Source organism: Plantactinospora soyae (genome assembly GCF_014874095.1).
GTDB classification, from domain to species: domain Bacteria; phylum Actinomycetota; class Actinomycetes; order Mycobacteriales; family Micromonosporaceae; genus Plantactinospora; species Plantactinospora soyae.
In genome coordinates, this window is sequence record NZ_JADBEB010000001.1 from 8,769,150 (window position 1) to 8,791,214 (window position 22,065).

The 22,065-nt window shown below is 70.6% G+C and carries 15 protein-coding genes; 9 read left to right on the forward strand and 6 right to left on the reverse strand.

The genetic code is table 11. The annotated features are described in order from the left end of the window. Positions 1 to 17: 17 nt before the first annotated feature. Positions 18 to 500, forward strand: coding sequence for a hypothetical protein (locus H4W31_RS38165; protein WP_192771046.1), 483 nt, complete (start codon positions 18 to 20; stop codon positions 498 to 500). 42 nt (positions 501 to 542) lie between these two features. Here the strand turns inward: H4W31_RS38165 and H4W31_RS38170 are convergent, their stop codons facing one another. Continuing rightward, positions 543 to 1,526: an ArsR/SmtB family transcription factor gene (locus H4W31_RS38170; RefSeq protein ID WP_192771047.1), complete on the reverse strand. Its 984-nt coding sequence runs from the start codon at positions 1,524 to 1,526 to the stop codon at positions 543 to 545. A gap of 235 nt (positions 1,527 to 1,761) precedes the next feature. Here H4W31_RS38170 and H4W31_RS38175 point away from each other — a divergent pair, with 235 nt between their 5' ends. Beyond that, a complete protein-coding gene (locus tag H4W31_RS38175; RefSeq protein ID WP_192771048.1) occupies positions 1,762 to 3,396 on the forward strand; it encodes a peptide ABC transporter substrate-binding protein in 1,635 nt (544 codons plus the stop codon). Positions 3,397 to 3,495: 99 nt separating this feature from the next. Here H4W31_RS38175 and H4W31_RS38180 read toward each other — a convergent pair whose 3' ends face one another. The 3 genes from H4W31_RS38180 to H4W31_RS38190 form a co-directional block, all read right to left on the reverse strand. Then, complete coding sequence (locus H4W31_RS38180) at positions 3,496 to 4,713, reverse strand: hypothetical protein (protein WP_192771049.1); 1,218 nt, start codon at positions 4,711 to 4,713, stop codon at positions 3,496 to 3,498. Positions 4,714 to 4,772: 59 nt separating this feature from the next. Then, the gene (locus H4W31_RS38185; RefSeq protein WP_192771050.1) at positions 4,773 to 5,279 is read right to left on the reverse strand and encodes a SigE family RNA polymerase sigma factor; all 507 of its coding nucleotides are present in this window, start codon (positions 5,277 to 5,279) and stop codon (positions 4,773 to 4,775) included. A 309-nt stretch (positions 5,280 to 5,588) separates the two neighbouring features. Next, on the reverse strand, positions 5,589 to 5,786 hold the full coding sequence (locus H4W31_RS38190) for a helix-turn-helix transcriptional regulator (RefSeq protein WP_318783643.1): 198 nt from the start codon (positions 5,784 to 5,786) through the stop codon (positions 5,589 to 5,591). Positions 5,787 to 6,266: 480 nt separating this feature from the next. Here H4W31_RS38190 and H4W31_RS38195 point away from each other — a divergent pair, with 480 nt between their 5' ends. Beyond that, positions 6,267 to 7,277, forward strand: a complete 1,011-nt coding sequence (locus H4W31_RS38195; protein ID WP_192771051.1) for a phosphotransferase — start codon at positions 6,267 to 6,269, stop codon at positions 7,275 to 7,277. 7 nt (positions 7,278 to 7,284) lie between these two features. Continuing rightward, positions 7,285 to 7,800 (forward strand): NUDIX hydrolase, encoded by a 516-nt coding sequence (locus tag H4W31_RS38200; protein WP_192771052.1) that lies wholly within the window; start codon positions 7,285 to 7,287, stop codon positions 7,798 to 7,800. A gap of 46 nt (positions 7,801 to 7,846) precedes the next feature. Here the strand turns inward: H4W31_RS38200 and H4W31_RS38205 are convergent, their stop codons facing one another. Beyond that, complete coding sequence (locus H4W31_RS38205; RefSeq protein ID WP_192771053.1) at positions 7,847 to 10,792, reverse strand: glycosyl hydrolase; 2,946 nt, start codon at positions 10,790 to 10,792, stop codon at positions 7,847 to 7,849. Between the two features lie 213 nt (positions 10,793 to 11,005). Here H4W31_RS38205 and H4W31_RS38210 point away from each other — a divergent pair, with 213 nt between their 5' ends. The 4 genes from H4W31_RS38210 (at position 11,006) to H4W31_RS38225 (ending at position 15,804) form a co-directional block, all read left to right on the forward strand. Then, positions 11,006 to 11,680, forward strand: a complete 675-nt coding sequence (locus tag H4W31_RS38210) for a hypothetical protein (RefSeq protein WP_192771054.1) — start codon at positions 11,006 to 11,008, stop codon at positions 11,678 to 11,680. Positions 11,681 to 11,764: 84 nt separating this feature from the next. Then, positions 11,765 to 13,978 (forward strand): MMPL family transporter, encoded by a 2,214-nt coding sequence (locus H4W31_RS38215; protein WP_192771055.1) that lies wholly within the window; start codon positions 11,765 to 11,767, stop codon positions 13,976 to 13,978. 4 nt (positions 13,979 to 13,982) lie between these two features. Continuing rightward, positions 13,983 to 15,164, forward strand: coding sequence for a sensor histidine kinase (locus H4W31_RS38220; RefSeq protein ID WP_192771056.1), 1,182 nt, complete (start codon positions 13,983 to 13,985; stop codon positions 15,162 to 15,164). A gap of 1 nt (position 15,165) precedes the next feature. After that, positions 15,166 to 15,804, forward strand: coding sequence for a response regulator (locus H4W31_RS38225; RefSeq protein WP_192771057.1), 639 nt, complete (start codon positions 15,166 to 15,168; stop codon positions 15,802 to 15,804). Positions 15,805 to 15,848: 44 nt separating this feature from the next. On the opposite strand, the gene pulA is transcribed toward H4W31_RS38225, so the two are convergent. Next, the gene (gene pulA, locus H4W31_RS38230; protein ID WP_192771058.1) at positions 15,849 to 21,374 is read right to left on the reverse strand and encodes a pullulanase-type alpha-1,6-glucosidase; all 5,526 of its coding nucleotides are present in this window, start codon (positions 21,372 to 21,374) and stop codon (positions 15,849 to 15,851) included. Between the two features lie 149 nt (positions 21,375 to 21,523). On the opposite strand from pulA, the gene H4W31_RS38235 reads away from it, so the two are divergent. Next, the gene (locus H4W31_RS38235; protein WP_192771059.1) at positions 21,524 to 22,012 is read left to right on the forward strand and encodes an ankyrin repeat domain-containing protein; all 489 of its coding nucleotides are present in this window, start codon (positions 21,524 to 21,526) and stop codon (positions 22,010 to 22,012) included. Positions 22,013 to 22,065: the final 53 nt, after the last annotated feature.

Here is a 22,065-nt window from a genome sequence, read left to right on the forward strand (position 1 = left end):
CGAACGGACGGTGCTCGATGGCCCGCATCGGTGTCACTGGGCATGTAGTGCTCGCCGACGGAACCGCGGAGCTGGTCTACGCCCGGTTGACCGAGGAGCTACAGCGGTACGCCGGCCCGGACCTGCTCGGGATCACCTGTCTCGCCGACGGCGCCGACCAGCTCTTCGCCCGGGCGGTCCTCGCCTGTGGCGGCAGGTACGAGGCGGTCATCCCGGCTCGGGACTACCGGCGGCGGGCGGTCGAGGCACACAACCGGGCGGCCTTCGACGAGTTGCTGCGCCGGGCGAGCGCGGTGTCGTACATGCCGTTCGCGGAGTCCGGTCGGGAGGCGTACCTGGCGGCGAGCATGGAGATGCTGCACCGCTGCGAGCAGCTGTTCGCGGTCTGGGACGGCCTGCCGTCGGCCGACATCGGCGACACGGCGGACGTCGTCCGGGCCGCGCACTCGCGCCACCTGCCGGTCACCGTGCTCTGGCCGACCGGGGCACGGCGGCACTGACCGTACGTCCCGGGCCGGCGGCGCCGCCGGTCGGCGGCCCGGTCACCGCCGGCTGACCGCGTCGTTTCCGGTGAGCAGGGCGCGGGCCAGCGGGGTGAGCGTGTGATGGGCCGCCTTGCCGTGCCTGGTCGTCCGCAACAGCCCGGCGTCACGCAGCACGCTGGCGTGCTGTGACGCCGACGGCATGCTGATCCCGGCCCGCCGGGCCAGGTCGGTGGTGTTCGCGCCGACCAGTGCGGCGCGGAGCACCGCGGCCCGGGACCGGCCGAGCAGCGCGGTGAGCGGATCGCCGGAGGCCGCGGCGACCCCGAGGGCGTACGCCGGTACCGGCCGGTGCCCTGCGGTGCGGTGCTCAGCGGGGCGGGGGCGCCGGACCGGGTAGACCAGGACGACCGACTCGGGTTGGCCGCCCACCCACAGGTGGCGGGCGAAGACCGACGGCACCAGCAACAGTCCGGCGCCGCCCGGCCGCAGGTCGACCTCGACGGTGGAGCCGACACTGAGCACCGGATTCCGCCAGGTCGCCCAGGGGTCGAGCAGGGCGAGCAGTGCCTCCACCCCACCGGTGGCCAGGGCCCGGCTGCGTTCGTTGACGTCGAGCCGGACGACCGACTCCCAGGCCGACAGCTCATCGGCCACCCACCGGTCGTAGTAGGCGCGGACCGCCGCCGCGAGGCTCCGTACCCGACCCACCGAGGTGGTGAGCAGCCACTCCAGTGCCCCTTCCAGGTTGCGGTCCTCAGGCAACGGGGCGAGCAGGTTGGCGGAGTGCGGACGGCCCGGCCCGCGCCCACGCTCGGCCGGCGGTTCGCCGTTCGGGTCCGGGGACGCCCACCGGCCGGCCGGGGTGGGGCCGGAATCGCGCAGGTCGCCCAGCCAGCGGAGAAGTTCCGGCCCACCGACCGGCTTCGGTCCGGTTCCGGTCCGTTGCGCGGCGAGGCTGACGAAGACCTCGTGCAGCGGCAGGGGTGCGGGAGCGATCCGGGTTCGGGCGATGTCCTCGGGGCCCAACCAGATCCGGATCATCACCACCTCCACGGCTTTCGTCTGATCACGAAACGCCGTCGCCCCGCCGCCTAGTTGTCGGCCCTCCGGATGGTTTGGACCCAGTCAAAAGCATTGCCGCGATGACCTGATCGGCTCGTAACTGGTGAACAGGAGCCGGCCGGTCATGGCCTGGTCCGGCCGGACGAACGCCCGTACGCCCGGCAGGGTCGCGCCGCCCTGTTCAGGGTCGCGGCGCGAACACGAAGGAGGCTCAATGCCGGTGCGCAGACGTGTCACCTGGAGCGCGATGGCACTCGCCGTCGTACTCGCCGTCACGGCGTGCAGCGACGACGGCGGGGAGCCGAGTCCTGCGGACGGCAACGGCATCGTCCGGATCGGTCTGGTCGAACCGCAGCACCTGATCCCGTCGAACGCCACCGAGAGCGCCGGGGCACAGGTGATCGCCGCCCTCTTCACACCCCTTGTCGACTTCGACGGGGAGAAGAAGCCGTTCGAGGTGGCCGCCGAGTCGATCGAGTCGTCGGACAACAAACTCTGGACGGTGAAACTGAAAGGCGGTTACACCTTCCACAATGGCGAGCCGGTGACCGCCGACAGCTACATCAACGCCTGGAACCACGCGGCGTACGGGCCGAACGGCAACGGCGGGGCGTACTTCTTCGGGCAGATCGACGGGTACGACGACCTCCAGTCGACCGATCCGGACGGTGATGGTCCACAGAAGGCACCGGAGCCCAAGGCGAAGAAGCTCACCGGCCTGCAGAAGGTCGACGAGCTGACCTTCACCATCACCCTGTCGGGACCGTTCGCGGAGTTCGAGTCGGTGCTCGGCTACCACGTCTTCTCCCCGCTGCCGGCCGCCGCCTGGGCCTCCGACGGCGTGTTGAAGGACGGCTTCGAGGAAGCGCTGATCGGCAACGGACCGTTCAAGATGAAGGGGACCTGGCAGCACGATTCCAGAATCGAGGTCGAGCGGTACGACGCGCACCCCGGCACCAAGCCGAAGATCGGCGGCGTGGTGTTCCAGATCTACCAGGCATTGACGGCCGACTACGCCGATCTGGTCGCCGGAAACAACGACGTGACCAAGACCATTCCGACCGAACACCTGGCCAGCGCGCCGGGCGATCTCGGTGACCGGTTCAAGAAGAGCCCGTTGTCGTCCTTCCAGTTCCTGGCCTTCCCGACCTTCCAGCAGGAGTTCGCGAAACCGGAGGTCCGCAAGGCCATCTCGATGGCGATCGACCGGGACGAGATCGTCAAGACCATCTTCAAGGACTCGCAGACCTCGGCCCGCGCGTTCGTGTCACCGGCGGTGGCCGGGGCCCGGCCGGACACCTGCGGCGAGGCGTGCGTCTTCGATCCGGCGAAGGCGAAGGCGGCGTACCAGGCGGCCGGTGGGCCGAACCGGTTGCAGATCTCGTACAACGGCGACGGTGGGCACCGGGACTGGATCGACGCCACCTGTAACCAGCTCACCAACAATCTCGGGGTGGAGTGCGTCGGCACGGCCGAGACGAGGTTCGCCGACCTGCTGACCAAGGTCGAGGAGAAGACGCCGGTCGGGATGTTCCGGCTGGGCTGGTCGATGGACTACCCGTCGATGCAGAACTATCTCGGACCGCTCTACAGCACCGGCGGATCGTCGAACTACTACGGCTACAGCAACCCGGAGTTCGACCGGCTGGTCGAGGAGGGTGTCGCGGCGCCCAACCAGGACGAGGCGATCAAGAAGTACCAGCAGGCCGAGGAGATCCTCGCCCGGGAGATACCGGTGATCCCGCTCCGCTTCGGACAGAACAACTTCGGTCACTCGACCCGGGTCGGCAACGTCGAACTGGACCTGTTCGGTCAGGTCGACCTGTTGAAGATCGAGGTCAGCGGCTGATCCTGCCCGGCCGTACCAATCGGTCCGCCCTCCGCCGTCAAATTCTCGACGGCGGAGGGCGGCTCTGTGGCGGAGGACGGACCGGCCGCACGTTCTATGTCACCGGCACTTCCAGGTGACCCCCCCGATATAGTTATCCGTGCTGTCCTGTGCGTTGCCCGTCACCATGCCGTTGTCGCTGATCGATACCAGGTGCGCATTCTCGGCTCCAGCCGGCAACGGCAACCGCTCGACCGCGCCGTCCGGCGCCACCAGCAGCGGGCCATATTCCTCGGTCGCCACCGCCAGCCAGCCCTCGCTGTTGACGGCCATCCTCTGGACGCCCCCGGTGTCGAGATTGGTAAAGATCGACAACTTGCCGGTACGAACGTTCCACCGCAGCGTCGCGCTCGGCTGCTGATACACGTCGTGATCCCTGGCGACCAGGCCGGAGATCCAGTCGCCACTGCCGACCCAGAGCGACATCCGCCCCCAGCCCTCGGGCTTCGGCACGGTGCTGGTGGTGCCGTCCGCCCCCCACACCCGCATCTCCTGAGTGTCCACCAGGGTGCCAATCACGGAACCGTCTCCGGTCACGCCCTCCACCTCGTACCGCCCGGGCTCGTCCAGCACGCGTGGCGCGTCATAGCCGCCGGACGGCCAGATCACCGGGACGCGCGCGCTGTAGGCGTCCTGCCCGGCCGCGACACCGACCACATCGCCCCGACCGTTGATCGCGCTGGGTATAGCGTGGTCGTAGCCGGGCGGCAACGTCAGCTGCCGGGCCTGGCCGTCCGGGTATTGCCGGCCGACGGCGCCCGAAGGACCACTGGGCCCCCAGGGTCCGATCTCCCGCATCATTGTCGACGGCGAGAGGCCACGATCCGGTGCGGGTTCATCGCGCACGAGGCGCGACGGCACGCCGTTGTCCCACAACACTCTCGTTGCCGATGAGCGTCGGTCGGCTTTGCTCGCTGAGCCCCCGACGACGTACCGGCCCGTGCTGTCGGCGACCAGCGCCTGCGTAAAGTCGAAACCGGGCAGCGCGGCGAGCGGCTCGACGCTGCACCGCGACGAGGCCGCGTCGGGAATGCGGGCCTCGATCTGCTCCAGATCCGTTACGGATGTCGCGAATGGGCTCGCTGCCGCCGGCTCCGGCGGATCCCGTCGATCGGCCGGGGTGAGCACCGTCGTCGCGATCACTCCGATCACGCCGACGACGGCGAGCGCCGCCGTCGCGGCGGTGACGGTTCGGCGTCGCCGCTCGGCACGCCGGCCCAGCCGTACGGCCAGCGCGACATCGGTCCGCGCGGGTGGCACCTCCGCCTGGAGCATCATCGTACGAAGCGCCCGGCCCGTACCCTGCTCCTCCTCCGTTGACATGTCTGCCTCCTTCATCAGTTGCCGGCCGCGCTGGACTGTCCGACGGCGAGATGACGCCGGAGCGCCGCCAGCCCTCGGGAGGTGTGGCTCTTGACGTTGCCGGTGGAGCACCTGAGTACCGCCGCGACCTCCTCGACCGACAGATCGGAGTAGAAGCGCAGCACCAGAACCGCCCGTTGCGCGGCCGGCAGCTCACCGAGCAGCGCGCTGAGGACGTCCCGGTCCTCGACACTGCCGTTCGGCACCGTCGGACGATCCGGTGGATCGAACATCAGCCGTACCCGCGCCCAGGGGCCCCGCTGCTCGTCGAGGTACTTGCGGACCAGCATCCGGCGGACGTACGCGTCGATGTTGTCGGCCGCCCTCGCCCGGCGCCAGTGCCGGTACAGGGCGATGATCGTGGTCTGCACGATGTCGTCGGCGCGGTGCGCGTCCCCGCACAACAGGTACGCGGTCCGGTGCAGGGCGGGCAGCCGCGCGGTGACGTACTCCCGGTACTCGTTCTCACCATCGGTGCGCATGCATGCCATTCCCTTCTGGATGCCTCGCCCCGATGACGGCCGGATCCGGGAGCCGGGTTGCAGTCCGGATGTTTGACGTCGAAGTGCAATTTTTTGCTGAAAAAGGGCGAACCCTCTGGATTGCCTACCGGTCTACCGCCCGACCAGGCTCAGCTCACGAAGCTGGGGCGCCTGGTACCCGCGATCATGCCCTCGGAGCCCGGCGATCAGGGAGGCGTCGATCAGCCCGGGTGACGTTGCGGCAGCCGACCAGGACAGGAGGTGAGGGCCCCGGCGACATCCCTGGGGCCCTCACCTGTCGTCGTGTGGTTAGCCGTGTTCGCCTTCAAGATCCTTACGGCGCTTGGCGGCCCACGCTCGAACATCCTTGCTTGCCCAGACGCGGCCAACCGTCAGGTGTGCGATCGGCGCGGGGAAGTCCTCCCGCTCCGCCAGGGCGTTAGCTCGCTGCCGAGAGATGCCAAGGAAGTCGGCAATCTCAGCCATCGCCATCACTTCCTCGGTCACCGACAGACCTTCCGACGGACCACCCTTTACGACTCGTCACGTGCCTCCCCTTGACGAGTCGTAAAGGGGGTGGGACGGTTGGGCATGCCCAACCAGAGCGCCTCGAAACCCGACCGGTCAACCGACGTTTCGCCGCGTCCGGCAACCTGTGACGCCAGGCGACACCCTGTATGCCCCAGAGGGTGATCACTATCAGCCGTACGACGCGACGCCCCGAATCCTCGGGGATCTCCGGCTACGGGTCACAGTCGTTCCCCGCAGCGCCTCGGCGCGTGAGGGCTTCCTGATGCTGCGCGGCTACCTGGTCGACTCCGACGGGGTTGAAGCCGTACGGGAGTCGTGGCACTACGTACGGCTAGCTCGGTGCCGTGTCGCTACCCCGCCCACTGGGACATCGTGATGACCGAACGCCCCAGTGTGATCACTCGGCCAGGCTCGAAATTGAGTTGCCCGAGGTACGCCCAGCCCTACGGTGGACGGGTGCTGACACCACCGGACGGCCTGCCCGAGGATGCCCTTCGGACCACACTCAGGCAGGAGTGGGGGCTCGACGTCGCCGCGCTGGCGTACCGGCCGGTCGGCTTCGGCAGCCACCATTGGGAAGCCGTCGACATCGGACAGGTCCGGTGGTTCGTGACCGTCGACGAGCTGGAGGTCAAGCGGCACGTGCTGGACGAGCCGCTCGACACGCCGTTCGACCGGCTCCGTGCCGCCCTGGGCACCACCGCGCGGCTCCGGGAGCACGGCCACCCGTACGTCGTGGCCCCCGTCCCGACCCGCGACGGCGCACCGCTGGCCCGGCTCTCCGACCGGTTCGGCGTGTCGCTCTACCCGTACGTCGAGGGGCAGAGCTTCGAGTGGGGCGAGTTCGCCACCGCGACACAGCGGAACGCCGTACTCGATCTCGTCGTCGCCCTGCACACGACTCCGGAGGAACTCCGCGCTGCCGCCCTGGCGGACGACTTCGCCATCGCGCACCGGGACGAGTTGGAGTCGAGCCTGGACGGCGCTGGAGATGTCGACGGCCTCGGCCCGTACGCCCGGCCCGCCGCGGACCTGCTCGTCGAGTACGCGGCACCGGTCCGGCGGCTGCTCGCCCGCTACGACGCACTCGTCAGCACCGCCCGCACCGAGCCGTCCCGGACGGTCCTCACCCACGGGGAGCCACATCCCGGCAACGTGATGCGGGTCGGCGACGACTGGCTGCTGATCGACTGGGAGACGGTCCTGCTGGCACCGCCCGAACGCGACCTGTGGATCCTGAGTGCGGGCGACGATTCGGTCCTCGGCGCGTACGCCGACGCGACCGGCACGATTCCGCTGGCCCCGGTGCTGGAGCTGTACCGCATCCGCTGGCATCTCGCCGACATCGCATTCGAGGTCAGCCGCTTCCGGAGCCCGCACAGCGGGGACGCGGGCGACGACGAGTCGTGGAAGGTCCTGCGCTCCGTACTCGAACACATCGCCACCGAGCCGGCCGGAACGAACTGAGGCAGCGATGACATCGGTCCCCGACCACGAGACGTACCGGCGCCGAGCCGCCCGGGTGCTGCTGCTCGACGCCGCCGGCCGGGTCCTGTTGCTGCGATGCCTGCTGGATCCCGAGCATCCTGACGCGGGCCACTGCTGGGCAGTCCCCGGCGGTGGCGTCGACGACGGCGAATCCCTGCGCCAGGCGGCGGCCCGGGAACTCCACGAGGAGGTCGGTCTGTTGGTCGATCCCGACGAACTGGGTGAGCCCGTGGCACTGACGACCGGGTACGCGAATCTCGGTTGGGCCGAAGGACTCTTCCGGGACGACTTTTTCTGCCTCAGGGTGGACACCCACGTCGTCGACACCAGTGCGATGGAACCACTCGAACGCGGCAGCCACGCCGGGTACCGGTGGTGGCCGGTCGACGAGCTGGCCTCGACCGACGAGATCGTGTACCCGTACGAACTCGCCCCGCTCCTCGCCGACCTGCTGGTTGGCAGCCACCAGGGTCAGCCGGTCGAGTTGCCCTGGCACCACTGACCCGGTACGGGCTCCCGGCGCCCGGAAGCCCGTACCGGATGTCGGCTCAGCCGGAGAGGGTGAACGGAACGGTGACGGTCGACTGGGCTCCCTGGACGGCGGTCGCGTCGACCCGCAGCGTGGTCGGCACCGACCCGATCGCGTTCCAGACCTCCAGGCGTACGCAGCCGCCGGTCATCGCGGCGAAGCTGCCCGCGACGGCACGTACCCCGGCGGCCTGTGTGTAGGCCTCGGTACCGGTCACCGGATCGGTGGCGAAGTACGAGTACGTCTCCACCCGGCCGTAGCTGCCCGAGCCGGTGAAGTCGTACGAGATCCGGGCCTGCACCCCGGCCCCGACGGCGGTCCCGGCGTCGACGTGCAGGGCGAAGTTCGTCGCCCCGCCCCCGGTGTACGTCCCGGTCAGCCCGCAGACCCGGTGCGTGACCGGGTTGTTCGGGGTGCCGTCGTGGTTGCCGTTCGCGGCGGCGACGGTGACCGAGCCCGCGCCGCCGCCCGCCGTACCGGCCAGGGCACCGCCGGAGCGGACGTAGAGCCGGTTACCGGTGGTCGGCGGCCCGGTCGGGGTCGGCGTCGGAGTCGCCGTGGGAGTGGGAGTGGGTGTCGGCGTGGGGGTGGGCGTCGGGTTCGGCGTCCCGCCACCGGCACTTCCCCCGCTCCAGGTGTACGCCCCGGTGGTGGCGGTACGGCCCGCCGGCACGGTCAGGGTCCGGCCGTCGGAGAAGGTCACCGTGACCGGGCTGCGGGTGATGTTCGACGCCACGTACGTGCGCGCCCCGCTCCGGTTGAAGACGGCGTAGAGCGGGGTGTTGGCGGTGACCGTGGTGTCGACCTGGCCCAGCGCCGTGAGGTTACGCAGCCAGTGGAAGGTGTGTGCCCGGCTCTCCCCCTCCTCCTGCGGGTACCCGGGATTGGCCCGGAAGCTGGCCAGCGCGGAATCGGGGTTGGCCAGTGCCTGGAACGACCAGAGCACGTCCTGCCAGACCGTTGGCGGTCCGCCGTTGTTGGTGACGAGTTCGTTCCAGTTCGTCGTGACGTAGTCCGGCCGGTAGCCGAGGTAGAGCGAGCCACCGGTGATCGGCAGCATGTTGATGCCCTGGATCATCTCCGGCTCGCCGCTGAACCAGGTCGCGTACGCCCCGCCGTCGCCCCAGACCATCCCGACGGTGCTGTGCCCGAACGCGGACGGGAAGTTCTGGTTGGCGGAGTCGAACCAGTACTCCTGGATCGCCTGTGCCTGGGTGGTGTAGATGAACAGGCCGGCGTCCCGGACGGCGGTGTTGCCGGTGGCCAGTCCCCACTGGATCAACGCGCTGGCGAAGTTCATCCCCTCCGAGGAGGACTCCTGGTTGTTGCCGGCGCCGAACGAGCCGTGCCCGGAGGCCCAGTCGTGCCCGGCGAAGATGTCGAAGTCCCGCAGGAACGGGAACATCGAATCGGCCCGGTCGATGCCGTTCGCGTCCCGGATCAGCAGGTTGACCATGCTTCCGTACCGGTCGGTGGCGGCCCAGGCGGGATCGAACTTGGCCAGGGTCGCGGCGGCGGCGATGTAGTAGCCGTAGTGGAAGTGGTGGTCGTTGAGTTCCTGGTCCGACCCGTACGACGCCGGGTAGCCGACCAGGGTCCCCCAGGCCCGGTCGTAGTGGAACAGCCGTCCGGTCTCGCCGGAGGAGGCGGTGAACCAGTCGGTCAGCCGGGTCCGGATCGCGTTCAGCAGCAGGTCCCGCTGGCCGGTCCGGCCGAGTTGGTCGGCGATCTCGGCGAGCCGGGCGGCCCGGCCCAACCCCTTGCCGGTCCAGTAGGTGTCGTTGCCGAAGCCGGCCAGCGGGTCGCCGGTGGCCACCTGGTCCAGGTAGCCGCCGAGGGTGGCCAGGTCCGCGCCGCTGGAGGTGGCCACGGCGGGCACCTCGGGCAGCACCCCGGAGTAACGGATCGCGGTGCCGAAGGAGCCGACCCCGACCAGGGTACGCAGCGGGCCGCGCGGCGAGACGTACGTCTGGGCGATCGGGGTACCGCCGGACAGGTTCTTCCACTGGTGCGGGTAGAGCGAGACGACGGTGTTGCGTTCGCTGCCCTCCCGGGCGGTGGTGGTCAGTCCGTAGGTCGCGTGCACCGTGCTGCTCGCCTGGTCGAAGCGCCAGTCGACCCGGGTGCCGGTGATGTGCGCGTGGGCGTACCGGCCGTAGCTGTCGGCCAGGGCGGCCCGGTCTGCGGCCGAGGTGCTTCCGGTGGTGGGGAGCAGGGCAACGGAGAAGTAGCCCCGGCCGGCGAGTGTGGAGGTGACGGTGTTACCGGTGACCGTCCAGCTCGCACCCGTCGGGGCGTACGCGACGTAGTCGTGGCCGCGTACCGTGAAGCCGATCCGGGCGCCGCTGTTGCTCCAGACCGTGGGCGTCGCGCCGAAGCCGAGCTGGGCGTTGCCCCCGGTGACCTGGGCGTAGACGAACGGCAGTCCGTGCCCGATGGTGGCCCGCAGCGTACGCGCGCCATCCGACCAGTACGGCGAGACGGTCCAGTCGGACCAGCCGTCCACCTTGACGTCGGGCGAGTTCAGCCCGGTCACCCCGAGGGTGAACTCGGTGCTGTACGGAAAGTGGTACTCGCCGACCGTGGTCGGGGTTCCGGAGACGGTGGGCGTGGTGGTGTATCCGACGCCGAGCCCGCCGGCCGCCGGTTGGAACGCCATCGGGTGCGCGTGCAGCGGTACCGAGTAGGCACACTCGGTGCGCTTGAACAGCAGCGACGACCACCAGTCGTTGGTCGGGACGGCTCCGGCCGGTGCGTTCGCGGTGACGTACCGCCGGGGGTTGGTGCCGATGTCAGCACAGCCGGACGGGCCGGCGGCGCCGGCCGGGCGGACGGTGGTGTAGCTGCCGGCGCCGAGCGGGTCGGCGCCCGCACCGGTCGGGGCGGCGAGCGTGACCGCGATGATGGCGGCGGCCGCAGCGGCGAGCGCGACCAGGCGGTGGCCTGGCCGGTGGGGACGGTTCATGATGCCTCCGGGCGGGGATGGCACGGCCGGGTGGATTACCCGGGTGTTACCGACAAGTTGCGGCAAGGCCACCAAATCCAGGGAGCGCTGTCAATATCGACGCTCGTTTTTCAGATCGGGGCAATCGCACCAGATTTCGGTAATCCCACCGGCCCGGCGCCCTCCACAGAGGTTGGCCTGATCGGGTACGGGTTCCCTGTTACGGTCGGCGCCATGGTTGCCGTGTGGCGGATCGGAAACTACCACCGCGCAGAGACGCCGGTGACCGAGCCGATCACCAAGTTCGGCGGTCAGCCCAGCTGGATCGGGCAGCCGCAGTGGCCGCTCAGCGTGGCCTGGGGCACCCCGATGCGCTTCCTGGGTCAGATCGCGCTGGAACCCGAACTCGTCGGCGACGGCCCGGGGCGGCTCGCCTACGTCTTCGTCACCCATGGCGACCATGGGCGCGACGCCGAGGAGTTCGACCCGGACGTAGTCTTCCCCGACGGTGGCGAGAACGCCGTCGTCGTCCAGCCTGGCGCCTTCGCCGGACCGACCAGCCCACTGACCAGCGGTCCGACGCTCTACCACGAGGACGGGTCAGCCGCGGAGTATACGGTCGACCTGGTCCGTGGCGAGGATCCCGAGCCGCTGTCCTCCGACGAATACCTGGCACTGCCGCCCGCGCAACGGGACCGCTATTTCCAGGCCCTCGATCACGACAAGATCGGCGGAACGGCGCTGCTGCTGCACGAGCACGACTGGCCGGCGGGCGGGCCGTGGCGCCCGCTGCTGCGCCTGGCGACGAACTGGACGCCGTTCCACCTCAATCTCGGCGCCGCGCCGGTGGCCCTCGCCTTCCTTGCCACCGATGGCCGGACAGGCTGCCTGCTCGTGGAGGACTCCTAAGCGTCTTGTCCATCGACTGGTGGACGCGGGGTTCCACTGGTCGAGGCTGTCTGCGGGATGGACCCGGCGACCAGCATTTCAGTCATGAGAAACACCCCTGTACGCGTGGCGCGTTGGAGCGCCCGGCACCCCTGGCGGGCCATCGGCGGTTGGTTCATCTTCGTCATTGTCTGCCTCGGCGTGGGCATCACGGTCGGCAGCAACGCGGCCACCACGGAGGACTTCTGGGTCGGTGAGGCCGGTCGCGCCGAGGCGATGGCGACCGAGGGCGGCCTGCAGCGCAAGCCCACCGAACACATCATGATCTACGCCGAGTCCGGGCCGCTGGATATGGCCGCAGCCCGTTCCGCGGCCGAGGACCTCACCGGCCGGATGCGGGCGCTGCCCGAGGTCGACAGCGTGGCGGCCCCGATCCTCTCGCAGGACGGCACCGTGCTGCGGGTCTCCGTGGTCCTCGACGGTGCCGAGTTGGCGGGCAGGGAGAACGTCGTCCCGCTGCTGGATCAGACGGCGCAGGTAGCCGGCAGCCACCCGGACCTGGTGATCGAGGAGACCGGCTCACCCTCGATCAGCAAGGGCGTCAACGACCAGCGCGGTGAGGACCTCGCGCTGGCCGAGCGCATCACGCTGCCGGTCACGATCGTCGCCCTGCTGGCCGTCTTCGGATCGGTGGTCATGGCCAGCGTGCCGCTGCTGCTGGCGCTCTCCTCGATCGCGGCCGCCCTGGGGCTGTCCATGGTCGCCTCGCACCTGCTTCCCGACCCCGGAATCGGGACCAACATGATCCTGCTCATCGGCCTGGCGGTCGGCGTCGACTACACCCTGTTCTACCTCAAGCGCGAGCGCGAGGAACGGGCCCGCGCCGACGGCCGGGTCAGCTCCGAGGCCCTGGTGGAACTCGCGGCGGCGACCGCGGGCCGGGCCATCGTGGTCTCCGGGCTCGCGGTGATCGTCTCCACGGCCACCCTGTATCTGGCGACGGACGTCATCTTCTCCTCCCTCGCCACGGGCACGATCCTGGTCGTGTCGGTTGCCGTGATCAGCTCCCTGACCGTACTTCCCGCGCTGTTGGTCAAGATCGGCCAGCGGGCCGAGCGCCGGGCCGGAAAGAAGGCCGCCCGCCGGGCGAGGCAGGGCAGGCCGGCCCGTACGAAGCCGGCGAAGCCCGAAACCGGCCGGGTCTTCGACGCGCTGCTGCGGCCCGCACGGAAGCACCCCGCCGCCACGCTGTGCGTATCTGTGCTGGTCATGCTCGGGTTGGCGGCGCCCGCGCTCGGCATGAAGCTCGTCGACCCGAGCAGAGACACCTTCTCCCGCGACATCCCGGCCATGCAGGTCTACGACCGGCTGAACTCCGCTTTCCCGGAGTTGCTGGTCAAGCACGAGGTCGTCGCCCGATCCACCCCGGACCGCGCTCCCGAGGTGCGACGGGCACTGGCGGAGCTGGGCCGGCAGGCCCAGGCGGACCCGCTGTTCGCCCAGAACGCCGCGCCGGCGGTGCGGACCTCCGCCGACGGCCGGATCAGCGTGCTGGAGCTGGCCGTCCCGCACCCCGCGCCCACCGACGAGGCCATCGCATCGCTCGCCCACGTCCGCGAGAACTATCTGCCGGCCACCCTCGGCACGCTGCCCGACGTACAGGCGGCGGTGAGCGGTGACGTGGCCCGGGGCCAGGACTACGTCCAGCACGAGAAGAGCAAGCTACCGCTGGTCATTGGCGCGCTGCTGCTGCTGACCTTCGTGATGACCGTGCTGGCGTTCCGGTCGGTGGTCATCGGCCTGATCGGCGTGTTCCTCAACCTGCTGTCCGCCGCAGCCGCCCTCGGCGCGCTGGTCGTGGTCTTCCAGGGAACGTGGGCGGAGGGCATCCTGAACTTCGACTCCCTCGGCGCGATCGCGTCCCGGGTGCCGCTGTTCCTGGTCGTGATTCTGTTCGGACTGTCGATGGACTACCAGGTGTTCGTGGTCAGCCGGATCAAGGAGGCGATGGAGAACGGGATGACGGCCCAGGAGGCGGTACTCGCCGGCATCGCCCGATCGGCGAAGGTGGTGACCAGCGCCGCGGTGGTGATGGTCACGGTGTTCGGCGCCTTCGTCGCCCTGCACCTGACCGAGATGAAGCAGATGGGCTTCTGCCTGGCGTTGGCCGTACTGCTGGACGCCCTGGTCATCCGGATGATGGTGCTGCCGTCGATCCTGCTGCTTCTCGGCGACAGGGCCTGGTGGCCGCTGCGCCCGGCACGACCGGGGCAGGCCACCGCCGTGGATGCCCGGCCGCAGACGCAGACCCTACGCTGACATCATGATCCAACGGCCACGGCGCGGCGACCCGTTCTGGATCTGGACGCTCCACTGGTGGGACGTCCTGTCCTGGGCGCTGCTCGCTCTGCTGATCCTGCTCACCGTCGTGGGAGACCTTCCCGCCACGGCGCGGTACGGGTCGCTCGCGCTGATGGTCGGGCTCGGCCTCTGCTACGCGACAACGCGCAGGTCCCCCGGCAATCCGGTGCTGACCCCGCAGCACTACCTGGGCCTGCTGGTTCTCGTGCTGGGCGGACTCGCCTACCTGCGCGACGGGTTCGGGGTGCTGTACACGGTGCTGCTCCCCCAGTTCACCATCCTGGCCAGGAACACGCGGTCCGCGATCGTCTACAGCGGCCTCGGTGCCGTGGCGATCACGATCGGTGGCGTCCTCCGGCAGGGCTGGACCCTCGACGTCCTCACCACCAACACCATCTCCTCGCTCGCCGTCTACGCCGCGAGCGTCCTGATCACCGTGCTGACGCCCCTGGGACTGCGACAGGCCGCCGAACGCGCCCAACTACGCGCCGACCTGACGGCCACCGAACTGCGGCTGGCCGAGGCGCAGAAACGCCAGGGCGCCGCAGAGGAACGCGAACGCCTCGCCCGGGAGATCCACGACACCCTCGCGCAGGGCTTCGCCTCGATCATCGTCCTCGCCGAGGCTGCCCGCGCCGGCCTCGGCAGCCGTCCGGACAAGAGCGCCCAACAGCTGCAATCCATCGAGCAGACCGCCCGCGAAAACCTCGCCGAGGCCCGGATCCTCGTCGGCTCCGCCCCACAGAGCGGCCTGGCCGCCGGCTCCGTGGCCCGCACCCTGCGCCGGACCCTGGACCGGTTCGCCGAAGACACCGGGCTGACCGTCACGGCAGACCTGCCCGACATCGACGTCGACCAGCCAACCCGGATCGCGCTGCTGCGCTGCACCCAGGAGTCCCTGGCCAACATCCGCAAGCACGCCGCGGCCTCCACCGTCGGAGTCGTCCTCACCCAGCACCAGGACCGGGCGGAACTGGAAATCACCGACGACGGACAGGGCTTCGTGGTCGCCGACTCCCACGGCTTCGGCCTGGACGGCATGCGCAAGCGCCTCGCCGAGCTCGGCGGCGAACTCACCGTCACCAGTTCGGTCGGCAACGGCACCCGCGTCCTCGCCATGCTTCCGACGAACGGGCAGGTGTGACATGACGGAAGCCACACTCCGGATCATCCTGGTCGACGACCATACGGTGATGCGGGCCGGTCTCGTGGCGCTACTGGCCTCCGAACCCACCATCGACATCGTCGGCGAGGCCGGCAACGGCCGCGCCGCCATCGAACTCGTCGAACGCGTCGAACCCGACGTGGCGCTCCTCGACCTGCGGATGCCCCTCCTCGACGGCGTGGCGGCCACGGCCGAGATCCTCGCCGTACGGCCGCGGACGCGGGTGCTGATCCTGACCACCTACGACACCGACGCCGACATCGAACGCGCGGTCGAAGCCGGGGCAACCGGCTACCTGCTCAAGGACGCCACCCGCGACCAACTCGTCGACGCCATCCACTCCGCCTCCCGAGGCGAGACCGTGCTCGCCCCACGGGTCGCGCAACGGCTCGTCGCCCGCATGCGGCAACCCACACCGGTAACCCTCACCTCCCGCGAGATCGACGTCCTCAACGGCGTGGCCGACGGCCTCAACAACGCCGACATCGGCAGGCGACTGTTCATCGCGGAAGCCACCGTCAAGACCCACCTGCTGCGCATCTTTGCCAAACTCGACGTCAGCGACCGTACCCACGCCGTGGTCCTGGCACTCGAACGCGGCCTGCTGACCCGCCCGTAACGTTGCGAAGTAAACGCCCTTCCGAGTAGCAGTGACGGCACAGCTCAGCGTGCCTCGACGTACACGGCGACGCTGCGTGGTGGGACGGTGAAGGTACCGGTGGACCGGTCGAAGGAGGCGGTCCGGAGCACCGGATCGGCCGATTCGCGCAGCACCGGATGCAGTGCCACGTCCGCCCCGCGCAGCCCGGCAACCGTCTGGGTCGCCGCCGTCGGAGTCGCGTTGAAGACCACCGTCACCGACCGCCAGCGCGAATCGATCCCGGTCCCGTCCAACCGCATGGTCAGCACCCCCGGGGTCTCCCTCACCCCCGACAGCGGGAACGACATCCGCCGCTGCACCTGCGCGGCGTCCGCCAGCCCGAACACCGGCGACGACGCCCGGACCCGGAGCAGCTCCCGGTAACGCGCATCGGTCAGGTCGATCGCGGCGCAGTCCGGCACCAGTTTCGGATCCGCCAGCAGCGGCCGGGCGTACGGCCACTTGTCGGAGTTGTCGGCGGCCGGCGGCAGCCCCGCCCCGAACCCGTTGCCGGACGCGCAGTCCCAGCGGATCTGGTTGAACCAGTCCCCGCTGTTGTACGAGTTCCGGTCCAGCGACTTCGACCGCAGCCGTTCGCTGCCGGCGGTCACGAACCCGGTCCCCTGGCTCAGTACCGCCGTGCCGAGCGAGAGCACCTGCATCCGCGCCCGGTCCGCCGCGCTCGTACCGGACGGCAGCTTGTACGCCAACGCGTCGTACAGGATCTCGTTGTCGTGCGCGTCGACGTACGTGACCGCCTCGCCGGGAGCGGCGGTGTAGCCGGCCGGTGCGCCGTTGTAGTCGACGTCGGCCCCGGTGACCGGCTCGCCGGACGACGCCACGAACCGGTACGCCGCCAGGTTGCCGGTCAGCCCCACCTTGATCTGGTCCTGCTGGTGCAGCAGCCGGGCCCGCTGCTCGGCCGCCGTTCCGTTGACCGGGTCGCCGTTCGGATCGGTGAACAGCCCCGACCCGAAGCCCTGCACCCGGGGGTTGGTGTCGAACGGGCCACCGCCGCGTACCGCGTCCCGGAGCCGGTCGTTGAAGGTGCCGATCCCGGTGCCGGCCATGTTGGCCTGGGTTGCCTGGGTGAACCGGACGTCGCCGGCCACCTCGCCGAAGTCCCAGCCCTCGCCGTAGAGCAGGATCGACTTGCCATCCACTCCGTCCCGAGCCGGCGTCAGCCGGTCCAGTGCGGCCCGGACCGCCAGGATGTTGGCCTTCGGATGATGCCCCATCAGGTCGAACCGGAACCCGTCCACCTTGTACGCCTTCGCCCAGGTCACCAGCGAGTCGACCACCAGTTTGCCCATCATGGCGTGTTCCGGGGCGGTGTTGGCGCAGCAGGTCGAGTTGGCCACGGTGCCGTCGTCGAGCAGCCGGTGGTAGTAGCCGGGGACGATCTGGTCCAGCACCGACTTGGGATCGGTGCCGGACGCCGAGGTGTGGTTGTAGACAACGTCGAGCACCACCCGCAGCCCGGCCGCGTTGACCCCGGCCACCATCTGCCGGAACTCGACTGTCCGCCGGTCCGAGTCGACCGCGTACCCGCCCTCCGGCACGGTGTAGTGCAGTGGGTCGTACCCCCAGTTGTAGCCGTCGGTGTCCCGGACCGCGCCGACGCACTCCTGCTGCCGGTCGGAGTCCGGCGGCAGCGCCGCCAGGTCGCAGGCCGGCACGGCCTGGTCGGACCGGCGTTCCGGGATGGTGGCGAAGTCGAAGGCCGGCAGCAGGTGCAGGTGGGTGACCCCGGCGGCGCCGAGCGACCGCAGGTGCCGCATCCCGGTCGAGGCCGGGTCGGTGAAGGCGAGATACGTCCCCTGCCGGGCCGCCGGCACCGACGAGTCCGCGATGGAGAAGTCCCGGACCGAGACCTCCTGGATCTGGGTACGCGTCGACGGCACCGCTGCCGGCTTGCCCAGTTTCGCCCAGCCGGCCGGCGCGGACGCGGGATCGGTCAGGTCGACGAGCCGGCTGTGCGTGGAGTTCACCGCCAGCGCCACCGAGTACGGATCGGTCACCGAGGCGGCGACCATCCGTTGGGCCGCCGGCTGCCAGGCGTCCACCCGGTACCGGTAGTACCGGCCGACCCAGCTTCGCTCACCGCGTACCGACCAGACGCCGGTCCGGTCGTCGCGGCGCATCGCGACCTGCCTCGGCGCCGCCGTCGGTGCGTCGAACAGCTCCAGCGCGACGCTCCGGGCCGTCGGCGCCCAGACCGACACCGTCGGCCGTCCCTGGTCGAAGGTCGGGCCGAGCCGGGCGGCGGTGGCGGGCGCGTAGACGTCGTCGAGCACGCCGGGTAGCTGCACTCCGGTCGCGCCGATCAGCGCCCCGGTGTGGTCCCGTTCGGTCACCACGAGCTGCCCGCGCAGCGCCGTCGCCACTCTGGCCTGGTCGCGCGGGTCCAGGCCGAGCGCGTGGTACTGCCACAGATGCGGGAACTTCGCCCGCTGGGCCTCGGTGAGCCCGTTCCGCCGCGCCCGCAACGGCATCGAGGTGTACGTCCCGACCAGCTCGCCGTCCACGATCGCCAGCCCGCCGGCCGGGGCGCTGACCAGGTCGTACCGCCGGCCGTCGGTCGGCTGCCCCGGTGGCCAGGCCACGGTGGACCGGTCGAGCCAGTGTGCCCGCTGCTTCGTGATGTCCAGGTCGGCGGCGGCGGCGTTCTCGGCCACCGGCAGCAGCCGGCCCGGGGTCGCGGCGAGCAGCCAGGCCTCCCGTCCGGCGGTGGCGAAGTCGAGCCGCTGGTCGTCGGGAAGATCTTTCGTGTCGCCGGAGTGGATGATGTAGCTCAGCCCGGTCGCCCCGGCGGCGAGCGGCACCCGGAAGGTGACCCCGAACTCGTCCCGGCCGGCCGGCGGCAGCGGTTCCGCCCAGTCGGTCGGCTCGGCGGCGCCGTCCCAGACGTGCAGCCCCCAGCCGGCGTAGTTGCCGTCGGTCCGGCGGTAGTGCAGCACCGCCGTACCCTCGTCGGCCGGCGGGTCGGGTTCACCGGTCGCCGCCGCCCGGGTCGGATAGACCGTCGGGTCGCCCTGCTTGAGCCAGACCTCTCCGGTACGGCTCACGTCGACGGTCCGGTCGACGGCCACGTCCTTGTTGCCGTCGGCGTCCACCACCAGGAAGCCGACGCTGCTGGCGCCCGGCTTCAGTTTCACCCAGGCGAACCGGCCGTACGCGTCCTCCCCGGCGAACGGCTGCCCGGTCGGCCACGGCGTCTGGTACGCCGGATCGACGTCCCCCCAGGCGTGCAACTGCCAGTCGGGGTAGCCACCGGCCGGCCGCTGGTAGTGCACGACCAGCCAGTCCCGGCCGGCGGCCCGGGGCGGGGTGCCCACGGTCGCCGTCGACCTGGTCGTGGCGGTACGGCCAGCGGAGTCCCGCACCACCGCCTTGTACTCGATCCTGGCCCCCGCCGGCAACCCGGCCAGGTCGTGGTAGACCCGGTACGGCACCGGCGAGCCCTGGTTGCGGGCCTGGCCGAGCAGCGTCCAGCTCCCGCCGTCGACCCGGGCCGCCACGGCGACGGTGGCCAGCGGGTCCCCGGTCACCTGGGCGACCACCCCGACCCGGGTGGGTACGGCGGTGTCCGGCGCCGGCTCGGTGATTCGGACCGTCGGCGCGGCGGCCGGACGGGCGATCGGCGTGCCGGCCCGGAGCACCAGCGCCGACAGCGCCGGCACGGTCAGGGTGAGCTTCCCGCCCGGGCCGGCCGTGCTGGCGCCCGTCGATCCGTAGACGCTGGTGAAGGAGGCGCCGGCCGACCAGGTGTCCACGGTGACGGTCTGCGCGGTGGTGGCGTTGTTGACCGCGGCGACGTACTCGATCCGGTCGGTCGGGTCGGCCCGGGAGACGGCGAAGACGCCGGGCCCGTCGGCGGCGTACCGGGTGACCTGGATGCCGTCCCGCAGCGCCGGATGCGCCCTGCGCAGCGCGCCGAGGTCGGCGATCGCGCGGTACAGCGGATGCGTCGGGTCGAACTGGTCGACGGCATGGCTGCGGTCGGTGCCGAGCAGGTCGTCGTCGAGATAGTCGGCGGTCCGGGAGGCGAACATGTCCTGTCGGGCGTCCTTGTCACCGCCCGGCCCGGTGAAGCCCTGCTCGTCGCCGGAGTAGACCACCGGCTGCCCCCGGGTGAGGAACATCAGCTCGTGTGCGAGGACGTCCCGGCGCAGGTGGGTGGCGGGGTCGGTGCCGCCACCGGCGATGAACGAGCCGATCCGGCCCATGTCGTGGTTGCCGAGGAAGGTCGGCAGCCGGCCGGCGTCGGTGTCCCGGGCGGTGTAGAGGTCGTCCCGGGCGAAGCCGTCGGCCAGGGCCCGGGCCGAGCCGCCGGCCGCGACGTAACCGCGGGCCGCGTCCTGGAACGTGAAGTCGAGGGTGCCGGGCAGTCCACCCCGGCGGACGTACGTCGAGGCGACCTCCGGGTTGCTGTCGTAGACCTCGCCGAACATGAAGAAGTCCGGCTTGCCGGCCCGCTGGGCGGCCCGGTCGATGCCCTGGCTGAACTGTGGCCAGAAGTCCAGGTTGACGTGCTTGGCGGTGTCGAGCCGGTACCCGTCGACGCCGAGTTCGGTGATCCAGTCGGCGAAGATCTTCGTCATCCCACCAACCACCTCGGGGCGTTCGGTCCAGAGGTCGTCCAGGCCGAAGAAGTCGCCGTACTCGCTGTTCTCCCCGACGAAGGTCGAGTCGCCCCGGTTGTGGTACATCGTCGGGTCGTTCAGCCAGGCCGGCACCTTGACCCGCCGGTCCGCCTCACTGCCGAAGGTCGGGGTGTACGGAAAGGACGCCTCGTCGACCGGCGGAAAACTCCGGCTGCCGTCGGCGTAGTTCCGGTCCTCGAACGGTCGCCCCTGCGCGTCCCGGTACGGCGTGCTCGCCTTGTCCCGATAGGAGTACTCCCCCTCGGCGTGCTTCAGCACGTCGGCGGTGTGGTTGACGATCACGTCGAGGTAGATCTTGATGCCCCGGCGGTGCGCCTCCCGGACCAGCCTCTTCAGCTCGTCGTTGCTGCCGAAGTGCGGGTCGACCTGGGTGAAGTCGGTGATCCAGTAGCCGTGGTACCCGGCCGAGGCGTCCGCTCCGCTGCCCTGCACCGGGCGGTTCTTGAACACCGGCGCCAGCCAGATCGCGGTGGTGCCGAGCCCCTGGACGTAGTCCAGCCGGTTCAGCAGGCCACGCAGGTCGCCGCCGTGGTAGAAGCCCTTGTCGGTCGGGTCGTGGCCGGTGCTGAGCCGGTCGCCGGTCAGCCCGCCCCGGTCGTTGCCCGGGTCACCGTTGGCGAACCGGTCCGGCAGGACGAAGTAGAACTGTTCGGCCCGGTTCCGGTCCGGGTCGGCCGCCCGGAGCAGCGCGTCGGCAGATGGCTCCGCCGGCCACCGGGCGGCGCCGGCGGCGGCCAGTACCCCGGCCTCCGCTCCGACGCCGGCGCCCGATCCGTTGCCGGACCGGGGATCGGGTACCACCACCGACCCGCCGACCAGCGCGAACACGAGCAGTGGAACCAGCGCGAGCAGGGCGGTACGCGGCACGGGCAGCGGCTTCATCGACGGCCTTCCTCTGGTCGCTGATTCGCCCGCACGCTAGTCCCTTGCGGAAAGATTGTGCAAGACCTTGCAACACAGCCGCACACCATCCATCATCTTGCGCAAGTTGCGGGCACCACGACGGCGCCGATCGGCCTACCCTTCAGGGCGTGCAGCTTCGACACCGCAAGAGACTTCCGAAGCGACTGGCGGCGGCGCTGCTCCGGGAGGACGCCCGCGCCGTGACCGCGTTACTGCGGGCCGGAGCGGACCCGAACGCGGCGACCTCCGACGGCACGACCCCGCTGTACACGGCCTCGGTGCAGGGCAGGGCCCCGATCGTGCGACTGCTGCTGGGCGCGGGCGCGGCACCGGACACCGAGAGTGGGCACGGCGCGGAGGGCACGCCGTTGACCGGCGCGGCGGCCTGGGGACACACCGACGTCGTACGCGAACTGCTCTGTCACGGCGCCGAACCGAACCTGCGGGAGGACCACGGCGCCGGCCTGTCCCCACTGGACTGGGCGCTGCGCGCCGGTCACCGGCAGACCGCCGACGTCCTGCTGGCGGCCGGCGGCACGACGACCACCGCGCACGGGGACGCGCCCGACACACCGGCCCCGGACGAGCCGACCCGGGCTCCGGACGAGCCGACCTGACCTGACCTGACCCGGATGCCGGGCCGGCCGGGCCACGCGACCCCGTCAGGGCA

Bases quoted from the DNA above. Each gene is read 5' to 3' on its own strand.
- pulA (WP_192771058.1), bottom strand. From the start codon at position 21,374: ATGAAGCCGCTGCCCGTGCCGCGTACCGCCCTGCTCGCGCTGGTTCCA.
- H4W31_RS38185 (WP_192771050.1), bottom strand. From the start codon at position 5,279: ATGCGCACCGATGGTGAGAACGAGTACCGGGAGTACGTCACCGCGCGG.
- H4W31_RS38210 (WP_192771054.1), top strand. From the start codon at position 11,006: ATGGTTGCCGTGTGGCGGATCGGAAACTACCACCGCGCAGAGACGCCG.
- H4W31_RS38200 (WP_192771052.1), top strand. From the start codon at position 7,285: ATGACATCGGTCCCCGACCACGAGACGTACCGGCGCCGAGCCGCCCGG.
- H4W31_RS38175 (WP_192771048.1), top strand. From the start codon at position 1,762: ATGCCGGTGCGCAGACGTGTCACCTGGAGCGCGATGGCACTCGCCGTC.
- H4W31_RS38220 (WP_192771056.1), top strand. From the start codon at position 13,983: ATGATCCAACGGCCACGGCGCGGCGACCCGTTCTGGATCTGGACGCTC.
- H4W31_RS38225 (WP_192771057.1), top strand. From the start codon at position 15,166: ATGACGGAAGCCACACTCCGGATCATCCTGGTCGACGACCATACGGTG.
- H4W31_RS38170 (WP_192771047.1), bottom strand. From the start codon at position 1,526: ATGATCCGGATCTGGTTGGGCCCCGAGGACATCGCCCGAACCCGGATC.
- H4W31_RS38180 (WP_192771049.1), bottom strand. From the start codon at position 4,713: ATGATGCTCCAGGCGGAGGTGCCACCCGCGCGGACCGATGTCGCGCTG.
- H4W31_RS38205 (WP_192771053.1), bottom strand. From the start codon at position 10,792: ATGAACCGTCCCCACCGGCCAGGCCACCGCCTGGTCGCGCTCGCCGCT.
- H4W31_RS38215 (WP_192771055.1), top strand. From the start codon at position 11,765: ATGAGAAACACCCCTGTACGCGTGGCGCGTTGGAGCGCCCGGCACCCC.
- H4W31_RS38165 (WP_192771046.1), top strand. From the start codon at position 18: ATGGCCCGCATCGGTGTCACTGGGCATGTAGTGCTCGCCGACGGAACC.